At 52.6% G+C, this 16,606-nt stretch carries 12 protein-coding genes; 8 read left to right on the top strand and 4 right to left on the bottom strand.

The annotated features are described in order from the left end of the window. The first annotated feature begins 33 nt into the window (after positions 1-33). The 6 genes from BLX24_RS02805 to BLX24_RS02780 all read left to right on the top strand — a co-directional run bounded on the left by BLX24_RS02805 (position 34) and on the right by BLX24_RS02780 (position 7,820). On the top strand, positions 34-882 hold the full coding sequence (locus tag BLX24_RS02805; protein WP_071501527.1) for a LytR/AlgR family response regulator transcription factor: 849 nt from the start codon (positions 34-36) through the stop codon (positions 880-882). Between the two features lie 152 nt (positions 883-1,034). Then, the gene (locus BLX24_RS02800) at positions 1,035-1,415 is read left to right on the top strand and encodes a LytTR family DNA-binding domain-containing protein (RefSeq protein WP_071501526.1); all 381 of its coding nucleotides are present in this window, start codon (positions 1,035-1,037) and stop codon (positions 1,413-1,415) included. Between the two features lie 50 nt (positions 1,416-1,465). After that, positions 1,466-2,425 (top strand): tryptophan 2,3-dioxygenase family protein, encoded by a 960-nt coding sequence (locus BLX24_RS02795; protein WP_071501525.1) that lies wholly within the window; start codon positions 1,466-1,468, stop codon positions 2,423-2,425. 119 nt (positions 2,426-2,544) lie between these two features. Continuing rightward, positions 2,545-3,162 carry a collagen-like triple helix repeat-containing protein gene (locus BLX24_RS02790; RefSeq protein WP_229201680.1) on the top strand — a complete coding sequence of 206 codons (618 nt, stop codon included), beginning with the start codon at positions 2,545-2,547 and terminating at the stop codon, positions 3,160-3,162. 121 nt (positions 3,163-3,283) lie between these two features. Next, positions 3,284-4,171, top strand: coding sequence for an ABC transporter ATP-binding protein (locus BLX24_RS02785; RefSeq protein ID WP_071501795.1), 888 nt, complete (start codon positions 3,284-3,286; stop codon positions 4,169-4,171). Between the two features lie 22 nt (positions 4,172-4,193). Next, entirely contained in the window at positions 4,194-7,820 is a 3,627-nt protein-coding gene (locus BLX24_RS02780; RefSeq protein ID WP_071501524.1) for a M1 family aminopeptidase, read from the top strand. Between the two features lie 67 nt (positions 7,821-7,887). Here the strand turns inward: BLX24_RS02780 and BLX24_RS02775 are convergent, their stop codons facing one another. Next, positions 7,888-9,444 (bottom strand): family 43 glycosylhydrolase, encoded by a 1,557-nt coding sequence (locus BLX24_RS02775; RefSeq protein WP_071501523.1) that lies wholly within the window; start codon positions 9,442-9,444, stop codon positions 7,888-7,890. A 292-nt stretch (positions 9,445-9,736) separates the two neighbouring features. On the opposite strand from BLX24_RS02775, the gene BLX24_RS32555 reads away from it, so the two are divergent. Further along, the gene (locus BLX24_RS32555; RefSeq protein WP_177225758.1) at positions 9,737-9,898 is read left to right on the top strand and encodes a hypothetical protein; all 162 of its coding nucleotides are present in this window, start codon (positions 9,737-9,739) and stop codon (positions 9,896-9,898) included. A gap of 98 nt (positions 9,899-9,996) precedes the next feature. Here the strand turns inward: BLX24_RS32555 and BLX24_RS02770 are convergent, their stop codons facing one another. Together BLX24_RS02770 and BLX24_RS02765 are read right to left on the bottom strand one after the other, a co-directional pair. Beyond that, the gene (locus BLX24_RS02770) at positions 9,997-12,957 is read right to left on the bottom strand and encodes an SdrD B-like domain-containing protein (protein WP_071501522.1); all 2,961 of its coding nucleotides are present in this window, start codon (positions 12,955-12,957) and stop codon (positions 9,997-9,999) included. Positions 12,958-13,246: 289 nt separating this feature from the next. Further along, the gene (locus BLX24_RS02765; protein WP_071501521.1) at positions 13,247-13,447 is read right to left on the bottom strand and encodes a type II toxin-antitoxin system HicB family antitoxin; all 201 of its coding nucleotides are present in this window, start codon (positions 13,445-13,447) and stop codon (positions 13,247-13,249) included. Between the two features lie 235 nt (positions 13,448-13,682). Here BLX24_RS02765 and BLX24_RS02760 point away from each other — a divergent pair, with 235 nt between their 5' ends. Further along, positions 13,683-15,002, top strand: a complete 1,320-nt coding sequence (locus tag BLX24_RS02760) for an NCS2 family permease (RefSeq protein WP_071501520.1) — start codon at positions 13,683-13,685, stop codon at positions 15,000-15,002. A gap of 6 nt (positions 15,003-15,008) precedes the next feature. Here the strand turns inward: BLX24_RS02760 and BLX24_RS02755 are convergent, their stop codons facing one another. Beyond that, positions 15,009-16,415, bottom strand: coding sequence for a sialate O-acetylesterase (locus BLX24_RS02755; RefSeq protein ID WP_071501519.1), 1,407 nt, complete (start codon positions 16,413-16,415; stop codon positions 15,009-15,011). Positions 16,416-16,606: the final 191 nt, after the last annotated feature.

Here is a 16,606-nt window from a genome sequence, read left to right as displayed (position 1 = left end):
TTTTGAGCCACAATCCTACCTGGCCGATACCCGATGAAAACCGTTGTTATTGTTGAGGATACCATTGATAATCTGGAGGTTATCCGTTATTTTCTGAAAAAGGACTATCCGGACCTCCAGCTGGCCGGTGAGGCCAGAAGTGTCGACGAGGCATATGCCTTGCTGGCACGCCGGCAACCCGATATTGTGCTGCTGGATATCCAGATCATGGGCGGTACATCGTTCGATGTGCTGGCGCGGCTGGATGCGGCCGGTCATCCGTTGCCACAACTAATCTTTATCACGGCCCACGGCGTTCTGGAAAACGCTACCAAGGCCCTGCGCTATACCGCCCTTGATTTTATTACGAAGCCGATCAATGAGATCCAGCTGCGGTCGGCAATCGATACGGCCATGCAGCGGCTGGAGGCCCACGATACCATGCTGGAAGAAGTCAGGGCCATGCTGGAGCAACAACGGCACGGCGACCGTTTCGACCGGATCGCTATCCGGCTCACGGGCGGTGTCCGGCGATTGGTATCTGTGCAGGAGATCAGCTATTTTCAGGCCGACCGTGAAGTGACGAAGGTTTTTCTCCGAAGCGAAAAAGAGCCGCTGACGGCAGCGATCAACATCGGACATTTTACCAGAACCCTTCAGGAAGACTATGCCTTTTTGCTGATTCATCAGAGCCTGCTGGTGAATGCCGCCTATATCCGGGAGTTTAACCCCCGTGCCAGCGAAGTGGTATTAACCACCGGTCAGCGGCTGGCAACTTCGCAGCGGGGAAACATGCTGATGAAAAACTACGTCAGAGAACGGGAGCATGGAACACTGGTGTCATCCGGGCTGCGCCGGCACCTGCGCGAATTGCTGAATGGCTGGCTGCGGGGCCGGCGCTAACCGCTTCCCTGCTATATTGCGCTAACCTGCCTGTTTGTGCGAAATAGTCACTGGCTTGTTGGTTTTGAGTTGGTTGCGGGCCAAAAACGGCCTAGCTTGGTGGGTAGAACAAAGACTTTCCGACGTATCCCGGACCTTTACCCTGAATTACCATGCTGAACATAGCCACCGAAGCATTCATTATATATGAAAAACGGCATATTTATGCCAATACTATTTTGTGGATGGAGGGCGACTGGAATTACACCCGCATCCATACCGTAGATAACACGACGCTGATGAGCAGCTATACCCTGAAGTGGTACCAGCAGCAATTACCCGGCTTCTGGCGTATCCGGAAAGACGCTATGGTTAATGCGGCCCATGTCGTATCCATCAAGCGCATGGCGTCTGACCCTAAGAAGCTGCGGCTAACCTTATCAAGTGGCGTACAGATCATGGTCGCGCGGCGCCGGCAGTTTCAGCTTCGCCATAACTGGGGGCAACACACGGGGCGCTTTCGGTTTGAACGGGAAATGCATGACGTCAGCTGATTTGCGCGATTTTTGGCAACTTGCGGCCAAATCAGTTTGCACTTCATCTCATGTTATCAGAAAACAACACACAGATACCGGCCGATCTGGCCGAAAAGCTACAGCAGCTTTCCCTGAAATATGCCGCGATGGGGCAGGATATGGCTTCTTACCTCGAAGGCCTTCTGCAGGCAGACTACCTGACTTACTGGGACTATATCCACCTCGAAACCTTGTTGTCCCTGCAAAATCCGCGCACGGCCTATCCCGATGAGCTGATTTTTATTACCTATCACCAGATTACCGAACTATATTTCAAACTGGTCAAACACGAAATGGCTCAGATTGCCGGACGCGTACCCGAAGGCCCGTCGACCGGCTTTACTGAATTCTTCACGCAACGCGTGGCAAGAATTAACCGCTATTTCGAGATACTGGAAAACTCGTTTACCGTAATGGTCGAAGGCATGGACAAAGACCAGTTCCTGAAGTTCCGGATGGCGCTCCTGCCGTCGAGCGGGTTTCAATCGGTGCAGTTCCGCGAGATTGAAATCATGGCAACCGACTTTGCCTTACTGCTTGATGATCCGCAGGGAGAAGTTGCCGGGGCACCGGTCAGCCGGCAATACGACCGGATTTACTGGAAGCGGGGTGCTACCGAACTCTCCAGTCAGCAGAAAACGCTGACGTTGCGGCAGTTTGAAGCGCAGTATTCGGACCGGCTCGTCCGGCTGGCAACGGATTATCAGACCAAAAATCTGCGTCAGGCCATGCTGATGCTCCGGCAGGAAAACGTGCTGACCGACGGGCTTATGGCCGGCTTACGGGCCTTCGATCAGCGGGTCAATGTACGCTGGAAGCTGATGCACCTGCGTTCGGCAGTGCGCTATCTGCATAAATCACCCGAGGCCATCGAGGCGACCGGCGGTACAAACTGGCAGCGTTACCTGCCGCCTGCCGACCAGAGGCGGGTATTTTTTCCGGAGCTGTGGGCGGATGCAGAACTGGCTAACTGGGGGAGGGAGCTATAACGGGTTACAATTCGTTACGGAAAATGCGCAATTAAAACACATAAGTCAGCAGTTCTGCACTTACGTGCTGGTAAATCAGTGATTTGCCCGGCAGTTTTGCATCGTAAACAACCAAAAAAATGATGAAAAAGCTGTCGGTTACGGCACTGCTTATTGCCGTAAGCCTGTTTGGCTGCCAACCGGAACCCGGCCCTAAAGGTGATCCGGGGGCACAAGGTCCGAAGGGTGATCCGGGCCAAAAAGGCGATCAGGGCGAGCCCGGTATTCCGGGAACAGTAAATGCCTGGAGTTATGTCTACAAAGATCAGTCGTTTGCGGTCTGCTGCGAGCCGCAGTTCGATGAGGTCACTAAACAGTATGTCGTAGCCGGCTATAAGGAGCTGAAGCCCGACAAGTATACAGAACTTGCGGATCAGGGCGCCGTGCTGGTGTATCTGAAAGATTTACTGAATAACTGGACGCTGAGTTCAATCCGGTTTAATGCCATTACCGGGGTTCCGGGAGGCGGCTATACTATTGAAACATCAGCGCAGAACCTGAGCGATAAGGTTCGTATTCAGGCTAAACTGCTGAATACGGCCAATACGCGTCAGCCACTGCTAACCTACAAGGCAGATGTTAAGATCATCCTGATTGCGCCGGCCAATGCTGTAATCAGTTCTTTGCAGTCGGGTAGCCTGGATGCGCACGATAGTAAAGCCGTGGAGCGGTCATTGGCCTTAAAAACGACAGAATAACAGCCTTAGTGGCTAAACGGGCAAACCATTTAGCCACTTATCTAACCATTCAACTACAAAAAAGACGCCTGAATAGCTGGTTGGGTTATATTTGTTTATCGCCAAAACCGTACCCAACTACATGCAACTAACTATTCAAAACCTTTCCAAGACGTATTCAAACGGGGTAAAAGCCCTCGACAATGTATCGCTGACGATTCCGACCGGCATGTATGGCCTGCTCGGGCAGAACGGTGCCGGTAAATCAACCCTGATGCGGACGCTGGCCACCTTACAGGATGCCGACAGCGGCACCGCCTTTCTGGGGACTTCGGACGCCGACAACATCGATGTGCTGAACGATAAGGAGTCCATCCGGCAGGTGCTGGGCTATCTGCCGCAGGAGTTCGGGGTCTACCCGAAAGTGGCGGCCACGGACCTGCTCGATTACCTGGCCGTGCTGAAAGGCATTACCAACAGCAAAGAGCGCAAGGAACTGGTGGCGGCCCTGCTACAGCGCGTGAACCTCTACGAACACCGGAAAAAGGCCGTCAGCAGCTATTCCGGCGGGATGAAACAGCGCTTCGGCATCGCTCAGGCGCTGATTGGCAATCCGAAACTGATCATTGTCGATGAACCGACGGCCGGTCTCGACCCCGGCGAACGCAACCGGTTCTATAACCTGCTGTCTGAAATCGGTGAAAATGTGATCGTTATCCTGTCAACCCACATCGTGCAGGATGTGATGGAGCTCTGCCGGAACATGGCCATTATTCACCGTGGCAAGGTATTATACAGCGGCTCTCCGCTCGACTCGGTTACGATGCTGGAAGGAAAAATCTGGCAGAAATCCATCGAAAAGGCCGAACTTACCCGCTATGCTGACCAGTATTCGCTCATTTCGAACAAGCTGGTTGCCGGCAAACCGCTGATTCATATTTACAGTGAGGAGGCACCGGCCAATGGCTTCGAACTCGCTCAGCCGGACCTCGAAGACGTATTTTTCTCGACCATATCTACGCATGCCTGACCCCAGACGCTAACCGGAAACCATGTTTAGATACCTCTTTACCTTCGAGTTACGCTATTGGCTGCGACAGCCGATGGTGTATGTTTTCATGCTGGTCAATATCCTGATGTTTGCCTGGGCATCGGCCTCGGATGATGTGACGATTGGCGGCTCCTTCGGGAATATTTTCAAAAATGCTCCTTATGTGGTTCAGAATCAGTATGGTGTGTGGTGCTTGTTTGCCCTGCTGATGACAACGGCCTTTGTCCAGAACGCGGCCATCCGTGATTTCAGCTACAAGACAAACCAGATCATTTTTTCGTCTCCCATCAACAAGCTGGACTATCTGGCCGGTCGGTTTCTGGGATCGTTTGTTGTGTCGCTTATTCCGTTTCTGGGCATTTCGCTGGGCATTCTGCTGGGTACGCTCATCGGGCAGACAACCGGCTCGGTTGATGCCGAACGCTACGGGCCGGTGGTGTGGTCTGCCCACGTAAACAGTTTCCTGATCTTTGCCATTCCGAACACCTTCATCAGCGGGGCGCTCATTTTTGCGCTGGCTGCGTTGACCCGGTCAACCATTATTTCGTTTGTGGGGGCCATTTTACTGCTGGTGGCGTACGGTATTTCGAGCAGTTTTCTCAGCGACGTGGAAAACGAGCGGCTCGCCTTCTTTGTCGATGCGTTCGGGGCCCGTCCGTTCGATCTGATTACCAAATACTGGACGGTGAGCGAGAAAAACAGCCTCTCTGTCGGGCTTGATTATCCGGATATGCTCATGAACCGGCTGATCTGGACAGGCGTTGGTGTCGGGATTCTGGTTTTCACCTATTTCCGGTTCTCGTTTGCCGAGCGCAACGCCGTTAACCGGAAAAAGAAAAAAGACCACATTCAGGAAGACAGTCCGCGGCCATTGTTTATCCCGCTGCAACCCCTGCCGGTAGTGACTCCGCAGAAAGGGGCTTCGGTGGCGTGGATGCAACTGGGGCGCATTGCCCGTTCAGAACTCCGGGGGATCATTACCGGCACGGCCTTTATCGTGATTCTGCTGGCCGGGATGCTCAATATGGGCTTTTCGCTGCAATACTCCGATCGTTTTTACGGGTTGATGTCTTACCCGGTTACCTATCAGGTGATCTCAACCATCCGGGGAACGATGTATGTTTTCCTGATTGCCATCATTGTCTTTTACTCCGGAGCCGTCATCTGGAAGGAACGCGAAGCTGACCTTGACCAGATTTACGACGCCATGCCAAACCGAACCTGGACCGTGTTCGCGGGTAAACTGCTGGGCCTGATCGGCATGGTCGCTGTCATTCAGGCGGTGTGTATTCTGGCCGGCATCGTTACCCAGTTGCTGAAGGGATACACTACCCTTGAGCTTGACCAATACCTGATTGAGTTCTTTGCCATTGACCTCATCCGGTTTATTCCGCTGATCGTGCTGTCGATGCTGGTCCATACGCTGGTGAATCAGAAGTATGTCGCGTTTTTTGTCTTTATCGTGGTGCTGATTGCCAACGCCTATATCTGGGGCCCGCTGGATGTGAGCAGCAACATGGTTCAGTTTAATGCCTCACCGGATTATACCTATTCGGACATGAACGGCTTCGGCCCGTTTGTGAAATCCTTTGTCTGGTTCCGGGTATACTGGACGCTGGTAGCCGCCCTGCTGGGTATGAAGACGATCCTGTTCTGGGTGCGGGGACGCGACACGACATGGGCGAGCCGCTTCCGGACGGCGCGGCTGCATTTTTCGGGTACCAACGTAGCCATTACGGCCGGTTTATTCGGAGCACTGTTGCTTTGCGGCGGGTTTGTATTTTACAACACCAAGGTGGTTAACAGCTTTGAGTCGGACGATGAGCAGGAAGCGCGTCAGGTCAGCTACGAGAAGAAGTATAAAAAATACCAGGGCATTCCGCAGCCCCGCATCAGCGATGTGAAATATACCATCGATGTGTATCCGGAAGAGCGGAATCTGTCGGTGAAAGGCGACTTTGTGCTCGTAAACCGGTCCAGCTTCCCAATTGATTCGCTGCACATTGTGTACCCGAATGAGCAGAAATTTACGGTTTCCGTGGATCGTGGCAGACTGGCGCTGAACGATTCGGTGCTGCAATATCAGATTTACAGACTGAGTCCGGCACTCGCTCCCGGCGATTCGGTTCATTTGCGGTATACGATGCGGAAGGAAACCAACGGGTTTGAAAATGAGGTGACGTTTACCAAGCAGATTAACCAGAACGGGTCCTTCTTTGATAACACAGACATTGCCCCGATGATCGGGTATCAGGACGGTTTTGAGATCGGTGATAAAAACAAGCGCAAGGAGTACGGACTGAAGGAAAAGGACCGGATGCCGCAACTGACGCGCAACTGCACGGACAAGTGCATGAACACCTATCTGAACAATAATGCGGACTGGGTAATGGTTGAGACCGTGATCAGTACGTCGGGCGATCAGATTGCCGTTGCGCCGGGGTCATTGCTGAAAGAATGGACGAAAACCGGCGACGATGGCAAAACACGGAAGTATTTTCACTACAAACTCGACCATCAGTCGCTGAATTTTTACTCCTTTATTTCGGCACGCTACGAAGTCGCCCGCGAAAAATGGAATGGCATTGACGTAGAGGTGTATTACGATAAAAAACACCCGTACAATGTTAAAAACATGTTGTCGTCGGTGAAAAAATCGCTGGCCTACTACACCCGGAACTTCGGTCCGTATTACCACAAACAAGCACGGATCATTGAATTTCCGCGCTATGCGAGCTTTGCGCAGGCCTTTCCGGGCACCATGCCGTATTCCGAAGGCATTGGCTTTATCTCAAAGATTGACCCGGAAAAGGACATTGACATGGTGTACTACGTGGTGGCTCACGAGATGGGGCATCAGTGGTGGGCGCATCAGGTAGTAGGGGCCGATATGCAGGGGGCAACGCTGCTTTCCGAAACCATGGCCCAGTATTCGGCGCTGATGGTGATGGAAAAAGAGTACGGCAAAGACCGCATGAAAAAATTCCTGAAATACGAAATGGACCGGTATCTGGGCGACCGCGGGACGGAGTCGGTGAAGGAAGTGCCGCTGGAAAAAGTTGAAAACCAGGGCTATATTCATTACCGGAAAGGCAGTGTAGTGATGTATTACTTCAAGGAAATGATCGGCGAAAAAGCGGTGAATAAGGCGCTGCATGAGCTGGTACAGAACTATGCTTACCGCCGGCCACCGTACCCGAATGCCTACGCGCTCGTGGATCTGTTCAGGAAAAATACGCCGGATTCGCTGCAATATGTCATCACGGACCTGTTCGAAGAAATGACGATCTTCAACAACCGTGCCTTGTCAGCGTCCTACAAAAAACGGCCTGACGGACAGTTTGAGGTGACCGTAGCGGTGCAGAGCGAGAAGTTCCGTGCCGATCAATACGGAAACGAAAAGCCGGTGACGCTCAACGACTGGATCGATGTCGGGGTCTATGGCCGTCCGGCCGACGGAAAGGAGCAAGGCAAATTGCTGGCTATCCGCCGCGAAAAAATGAAGAAAAAAGACAGTACCTATACCTTTGTCGTGAAAGAGGAGCCCTATCAGGCCGGTATCGACCCGATCAGTTTCCTCGTTGACCGTGTGCCGGACGACAACCTGAAAAAGGTAGAGAAGCTGTAGTTGTCCGGACGACAACGAGGTGTTTTTACCACACAGGCCATAACCTATGGGCCTGTGTGGTATTTTTTTAATACGCAATACTGAAGTAGCTGAAGGCGGCCGGGTCGCTGCCTTGTTGCAAAAGACCCGGGCGCGGGCTGCGATCCCAGGGCGGCAGGAAGCCGGCATTGTAGCTGGCCCCCTGTGTGTTTACCTCTGTCCAGCCACCCTTGCCGTCGCCCCGGAAAAAACGGCACAAGTAGCCCTTTTCAACCTGGATTTTAAGCGTCAGCGGCTTTATATGGTCAATGGCTTCTTCGTGGGCAATAGTCGTTTTATCGTTTTTGACTTCCCGGATTTGCAGCCTGTTGCCCTTCACCCCAATCCCGACCGACTGACCAGCATCGCCGTACAGCACGAGCCCTTTCAACGATTCGTTATGATTGGCCACTTCGGTGGTAATGGTATAATCGCCGCTCAAGGGCCGTACGGTGAGGGCGGTGCCGGTCGGATTTTTCGCATCCGGCGTGCCCGACAGTGCCAGGGTACCACCCGTTAGTTTCCAGGCGGGTTTCGTATGGCGGAAATCCCATTGCCAGTCGCCGGCCAGCGTTGGTTGAGTGAACTCATCGCGGAAATTCCGGATCGCCGCAGCGTTGGCACCCATCGGATGGAGCGATGGCCAGCCCCCGGGCTGGTCCCAGCGCAGTTCGCTCAGCATACCCTGCCTGCCGGTATACACATGGTCTGCTTTGTTGTAGGCATGGTACAGGTAGTAGTCTTTCCCATCTTTGGCCGTAACGACGGTGCCGTGGCCGGCGCATTTCCATTCGGCTGTTTCAGCCAGTACCGGATTGCCGGTAAAGCGGGTATAGGGTCCCTGAATAGCCGTTGCCCGGGCCACTTCAACCTGGTAGGTACAGCCCCGGCCGCAGCAGGCTCCGAGCGAATACAGGAGGTAGAAATAATTGCCTTTTTTGACAATGCACTGGCCTTCAATGCCTTTTTTATCATCGTCGCGCAGGAGCATGAAGGGTTCCCCCTCAAGTTTCATCCCATCCGCCGACAGGCGGCTTCCCAGAATTTCGATGGGCCGTTTGTCGAGGCCATAGGCTTTCCAGGTCATGTACAGCTGCCCGTCAACCTCAATAACAAAGGGGTCAATGGCTTCCTTGCCGAATTCGAGCATAACCCCGTGATCAGTAAAACCTTTGGCCGGGTCTTTCGCCGTGGCCACGCCGATGCAGGAAATGCCATCGCTTTTCCGGCGTGCGACGTAATAGACGAAATAAGTGCCGTTGCGGTAAAACAACTCCGGTGCCCAGAATGAGGCCGAGGCCCACGAAGGTGTCTGGTTAAAAACGTAACCGAGCTGTTTCCAGTGGATCAGATCCGTAGAAGTAAAAACAGGGTAATGCGGAGCCCATTCGGAGGATGTACCGGTTGCATAGTAGGTGTTGCCACGCCTGATGAGCGATGGATCGGCAAAGTCGCCGGGAATGACAGGGTTCTCCTTTACGTTGCTGCCGCCGGAATGGGCTGTTATGACAACGCCGGTTTTGGGCTCATCCATTACCGGTTTGTTAACTGTACTGAACACATAGAGTCCGGACAGAAAAAGGAGTGTGTTTGTAAATTTAATCATGTCAGGTTTGGGTGAAAACGAACGTTACGCGGTTTGATGCAGCCGATCTACTGTTAATAGAGTCGGAAAAAGGCATGTAACCCCTGACCGGAAAAGAAAATTTAGCCGGGTTATACTTTGATAACCGGTTGTTATGAAGCTATAACGGTCCGTTATCAGCTCCTGCTGTTTTTTCTGCCAACTTTGTGTCATCCAAACGGCAGCAAGCACTTCTTCGGAAGCAGCACTGACGGATGGGTCGCGGCAGCCGAAAAGCGTATCGGGTAGGCGATTAACGCAACCATTTCATGTTATGGAAACGCTGCATCCGGATCAACCCGGTGTACAGGAACTGAATACTCAGGAAATGATTGATAAACAGGGTGGTAGTTTCCTGAATCTGGCTGATGTAACTGAGATTTTTGACTTTGCCGCCATCGGCACAAGCCTGTCGACCGGCGGCGGTGATGACTGATAGATAGTAGATAATCCCTGAAAGCCATCGCCGGTTCGTTAACTCCCGCGACTGTGCTTGACCAGAAAGCCCGGCAACTTGCCGAGCTTTTGTTTTATTTATTTGATTCTAAGCCAATACAGCGGAATACACTGCGGTCTGACTTCCTGAATGATAAGCGGACAGCATGATGGATAGCTGCAGTCAGTGCCGGCCGGAACGGGTATGATCCGATACGCGCCCGGAGAGGTAGCGGTGTATGTACGCTGCGGGCCCTGGTAAACAATCCTGTTGTCCTTATAAACCGTATAGGAAGAAGCTCCGGCGGGTCCTGATACGGATATAGCATACGGTTGACCGACACAAACCAGGTACGGGATGGTTGTACAAACCTGTGCCGTGTCGCCTGGAATAGTCGCTGTATTTACAGCCAGTCCTGCTCTGATAACGCTTACAGAGTAGGTTAACGTGGCTGATGAATTGGCGGGCAGACTGGCAATTGTCCATGTAGACGGGTTGCCGGCAACGAATGTACCGGAAGATGGCCTGGCCGTACCGGCCAGATAGGTCAGGTTTGTACTCAGTACGTCCTGCACCACGGCGCCGAAGGCGTTGCCCAAACCTGTGTTACGGATTGTTACGGTGTAAGTCAATATATCGCCGATGCGCGCCTGTACGGTGTTAACCTGCTTAGATACATTCAGAACAGGCGCAGGGACGAAGCCAATATCAATCGTGTGATCACTTTCGCCGGAATTGCCGGTGGTTACATTAGCGATAATGAACCCGTTTGTCAATACCCCGTTGTTGTCCCGGATCTCGTTTTCGCCCAGCGGTGCATCCACAAATGCCCGTAGCTGCGAGGTAGCCGGCAGTGTCATGCCCGTTAGCGGCCCGAATCCTTTTTTGTTATACTGACTGGCGGCTACCCGGATGGTGTAGGCTGTTTCGATTTGTGGACCCGGCCGGTTGGGGCGTTGTACCCCGACAGTATCCATAACATTTGTGCTATTGAACGCGTAGTGCCCGGCAGCATTGGAGGTTGTGCGGCCAACTACTTGTCCGTCTGTGTTATATAACTCAAGCTGAACGCCCGGAATAGGGGGCTCTCCGGGATCCTGAATACGGTTGACGTTTTGGTCGAGCCAGATCAGGTTGCCAATTTCAATCGGTTTTGGCAAACACAATACCTCCACACCGCCAAGTCCGGATGCTTTGCCGAATTCATTATTCCCGTTATTGGCCGGAACATCATTCAGCAGTGAAAAGCCCCGCAGTTCCCGGCCGGTTTTATTCGACAAAACTTTAAAGCCGTTGGTAAAGACCTGGCCGTTGTTTCGTTCGTTGATCGGGTCAAAAGCCGACACAATCAGTTCGCCGGAACCCGGAACCAGCCCGAGCGATCCCATTGCGGTTTCGGTATGGCTATTGTCATTAAAGTTATCACCCGTATAATATTCATATTCCGGATTCGCATAGGTTGCTTCTGTAAACTGTCCTCCTCCAAGCGAACCACACTTACCCAGCGACTCAACAGCATAAACGGGTTTAGCGAGAGTGCCGGTATTGCAGATCCGGATGACATCACCACCTGCCCGCGGGTCGACTTTCACAAAGTGACCATCAACGGTCGAGCCTGCCGGATCGGGACCAAGATAAATGGCCTGATGTCCGAACCGGTCCATGAACCCCAGGACGAGCGAACCATCGTCGTCAAAAACAATATCCGATAGTAACGGCTGCGGACACAATACTTCGGGACGGTTACTGAAACTGTATACTTCGCCGATAGCAGCATTGTCATTATGCCAGTCGGGGTCATTCGTCCACGGCTGCCACGCATTCATAAGCCTGGAAAAGGTAATACCGGCGACGTTCCCCCGCTGATAATCCAGCGGGATGCTGATTACTTCAGAAAAGGTGTTGGTCATGGTGTTAAGCTTATAAACATACGCCCGGAGGTCAGACCGGTTTCGGGATGTACCGGCATCGCAGGTTACCCCGACAAACACCTCATCTCCCCGAATGCCGAGGCCGAACGGTCGGGCCTGTCCGCCCCGACAGCCCGGATCAGGGATGTCGAAGGCCAGCACATCGGATGCGGTTGGGTTTGTCAACGGATTGCTATCACTGTCAATGAGAATACGATAGAGCCGTTTATCGTACAGACTTACGACATACAGGGCTTTCCCATCACTGCTCATGTCCATGTCACCGAGTGACATTTTACCCACTGAATCCGCGGGATTTTTTCCGTCATGGATGATGTCGGCAATGTAGTTGGGGATTTGATGCGGGTCTTGTCCGGTACGGATGACCACTTTACCCCCTCTTGCGTGATTTACCGTGAGTCCATTCAGGTTTATAAATTCGTAGGAGGCAGATTTGGCCGGGTCACGGGGCCTGGTGGTTACATAAATCGCACCCGTACCGGCGGTGCCGAACGCTGTGTGCCTGCGCATAAAGGAAGCCAGAAAAAGGCGGTCGGTTTCGTTCTGGAACGAAGTGCCCCAAACGGCTCCGACACTGGCGCCCGGAGCGTTGGGGTGGCCTACCACTGAACCATCGACTCCGGTCGCGTTGGCCGGAACCGTGGCCAGCAGGTTACTGCCAATGGTGGTTCCGCTGCCGATGATAAAACAAACGATAGAGACGGGTGGCCCGGCCTCACAAAAATCGATAGCGCGGTTAATACCAAAGTTGATGTTCGTGGCTGATCCGGTGGCGAACTGTACAGAGGTGCCGTTGTTCCCGGCACCATCGGCCATGGCGGCAGGAAAAAATGCCTTTAGCGAGTCAGGAATAAAAAACTCAATTCGTACCGGTTCATTCGCAGCCGCAGCAGGAGACAGCGTATACGCACCCTGTGCATCTGAGACCGCCCGCCCGAATACAACATTCCCGGTTTTAAACGACTGAATGGCAATGCCGGCAACACCGCCCTCGCTTTTATCTCTTATGCCATTATTATTAAAATCGCGGAAAACGCTACCCGATTGTGCCTGAATACAGATAGAATAAAGAAAAAATGCGCTTAGAATGACGAGTTTAATAAAACCTTTAATATAGAACTTAACCATATACTTTTCCTGATTGGCAGTAAGATGCCGGAAAGTATAGCAAAAAATATACCCATGTTAATATTAGTGCTTGTTACTGAATAGGTTGAAACGTTGAAGTGTATAGTTTTATTCAGGGTGATAATGGTAAATAGTACTCCGGCCTGTACTGGTAACCATCCGCCGCCCGTGTCAAAATCTATGCCAATACATATGGGGTAACTCCCGGAGTACGGTAGCCTACAAAAAGCAAAACGCTATCCTCTATTGAGTTGAGGATAGCGTTTCTGATACGTTATGACGACGTTTGTCAATCAACTTCTGCTGGTAAAATAAGCCGGATCGGCGGTAGCGGGCTGGCCGGACTATAGTGAGTGTCCAGGGCTTCCCGGATAGATTCCTGTAACTCCGGAATTGTGTCTCCCTGCGTCAGAATACCTTCTTCGAGAGAGTAGGCCTGAAAGCCTCCGGACTTATCAGACTCCACAACAAATATTATTTCAGTTAACATGCGGGTAAAATTATCGGGCTGATTCGGGTTTGTCAACCCATTCCGCAAAACTTAATATTGGGATGGGACGATAGCCGGAAATAATAACATAATGCAGGGATCAGGGCCATGAGTGCCCTTTTGGGGATGAAAAAAGTAGTTGCTCTTCCCTGAAATCCGGTAGCAGAAGCAGTTGTAATTGTCATTAAGCTTTTGTTAACGACATTCAATAACCGGTTTTTGCTATCATTGCATCATGACAAGCAAAAGCCTTACTCCATCAGCAAACCGCCGCACCGAACTGCTGGCCGGTGTATCGACTTTCCTGGCAACGATGTATATCATCGTGGTAAACCCGGCCATTCTGAGTCAGGCGGGTTTGCCGTTTAACGGGGTACTGACCGCCACCATTCTGCTTTCCTTTTTTTGTAGCCTGATGATGGGGCTGTATGCGAAGAACCCGATTGTGGTAGCCCCGGGCATGGGGCTGAACGCCTTTTTTACCTTCACGGCTGTGAAGGGGATGGGTTTATCGCCAGGGGTGGCACTGGGTGCCGTGTTCTGGGCCGGTATATTATTTCTGGTCCTGTCTGTCCTGAACGTCCGCGCGGCAATTGTGCAGGCAATTCCAAAGCCAATCCGGTACGCTGTTTCGGCCGGTATCGGGTTATTTATTACACTCATCGGCTTTGAAAATGCCCGGTTTATCGTGGCTAGTCCGGCGACGCTTGTCAGCATGGCACCGCTTCACGACCCGATAATGATTACGTTTATGCTAGGGTTACTGCTGACAGCCATCCTGGTTGTTCGTCAGGTTCCGGGCGGAATTATCATCGGTATTGTTCTGACAACGCTCGCGGCCATTCCCATCGGCCGTTGGTGGGGTGATGCGTCGGCCGTGAACATGGGTCTGAAAACGCTGGTGAATTTTCAGGGCGTACTGGCGGCTCCGGATTTTAGCCTGATTGGCACGCTTGATCTGGTTAACTCATTCAAATGGTCGTTGTGGCCGGTGATTTTTGCCTTTGCCTTTACGGATCTGTTCGACAGCCTCTCAACGTTTGTCGGCGTAGCCGAAGCGGGTGGTTTACACGACGAAGCCGGTGAGCCCCGCAACCTGAAACAATCGCTGATGACCGATGCCGTCGCAACTACGTTAGCCGGTTTACTGGGGACCAGCCCCGGCACCGCATATATCGAGTCTGCGGTGGGCATTGCGCAGGGCGGCCGCACGGGGCTGACGGCCATTGTAGCCGGCAGTCTGTTTTTGCCCTTTTTGTTTTTATCCCCGTTGTTGTCGGTCATTCCGGCGATTGCAACGGCCCCTGCGCTGGTACTGGTCGGGGCATTTATGATGCAGCCCGTCACGAAAATCCGTTGGGAGCAGCTGGACGATGCCATACCCGCTTTTCTGGCGCTGGTGCTGATTCCGTTCAGTTATTCCATCACCCACGGCATCATCTGGGGGTTTCTGGCGTGGACGGTCATTAAACTGGCCGTTGGTAAGCCCGATGAAGTCCCCGCAGGGTTATGGGTGGTCGACGGGTTTTGTCTGCTGTCGCTGGTAAACGGGTAGATCGTTTTACTTCGGCAGCTTCAGGTCCCAGTCGTCGGTACGGAACGGGATCAGCGGCAAACCCTCCTTGCTGAAGACGTTCGGCTCCGGAGCATCGCGGAAGGCGAACCGAACGGCATAGGGCACCTTTACCTCGTCAGACCAGACATCGATCATATTGCCCCGTATCCGGGCTTTGGCCGGTACAAAGACCTTGTCGGCTCCGGCAACGGTAAATTCGGTGAGTTCCTTGCCCTTACTAATCAGTCCTTTGGGTGCGTTCTGAAACGTGAGACGCAGGATACGGCCTTTTTTGCCGGTTACTTTCATTGACTGATACTGCGGGCTTTGGCAGACAATGTGTTTCTGTCCGTAAGTGCCGGCAAGGGCCAGATTCGCCAGCCGGTTGCCGACTTCATATTTATACGCCGGATGAATGTCTTTCAGGTTATCGACCAGATCGGTAGTGACCACCATGCCTGATCTGGCCATATCGAGGGCACGGGTCTGGGCTTCCCGCACGGCGGCAGTCTGGTGCTCTCCGTTGTAAAGAAACGGGGCGATCTGCACGTAATAAAACGGAAATTCCTTTTGCCACATGCCCCGCCAGTTATCAACCATCAGGTGCATCAGGTGGTAATAAGCCTGTGGGTAATGACGGTTCGACTCGCCCTGGTACCAGAGAACACCGGCAATGTTATAATGAATAACCGGAGCAATCATGCCATTGTATATAACGCCGGGTTTGCTGGGCCAATGCGCTGATTTGCTCATGCGAAGGGCCGATGTGCGGGTATCCGGATAGAGTTGGGTAACGGTGGTTGGCAGCCAGCTGTCGATGTAGGAACCTCCCCAGGCCACGTCGATCAGGCCGATGGGGACATGAAGGGTATGCTGGATTTTCTTGCCGAAAAAATAGCCTACCGCACTGAATGTCCGCAGGCTGGCTGAATCGCAGCGTACCCATTGGCCTTTCGTGTCGGTTTGCGGGGAATCGGCGGTCAGCTTAGGCATCTTGAAAAAACGGATCAGGTCGTTCTCTGCCGTCGGCAGTTCGGCCAGGGCATCTTTGACCCCGCGGCTGGCACTCCACTCCATGTTCGACTGACCGGCACAAACCCAGACTTCCCCGACCAGTACATCGGTCAGGACAATTGTATTCCGGCCGGCAATGGTGATGGAATAGGGGCCAGCGGCGGCAGGCGTCGGCATCGTCAGCTTCCAGGCAGCATTATCGGTCGTTGTGGTTGATATTGGCTGATTGTCCCATCCGGGGATTACGGTCACTACTTCACCCGGTTCGGCCCAGCCCCAGACTCTGACTTGTTCCTGTTGCTGTAAAACCATGTGATTGGCGACAAGGGCGGGTAAAATAACGTCGGCGTAAGCAGGTAAGGTAAAAAGGAAAAAGAAAACGTAAACCAGTTTTTTCATGAACGACAAACCAAATCAGGTACTCTGAATACGAAAAATAGTGCAATCCCGATGTACCGCCAAGCAGAAACCGTCATGTTAGACGGGTACGAACGGATAAGTGGGAGTAGTGTCTTGATTATCAGTGCGTAAATTTATTGCCGGCTTGTAAAAGAACTTTTCCGGTAACATTTTTCCTTTGAAGGTAAAAC

Origin of the sequence: Arsenicibacter rosenii (assembly GCF_001870735.1) — a bacterium.
GTDB classification, from domain to species: domain Bacteria; phylum Bacteroidota; class Bacteroidia; order Cytophagales; family Spirosomataceae; genus Arsenicibacter; species Arsenicibacter rosenii.
This window is presented reverse-complemented; position numbering and strand designations above follow the sequence as displayed.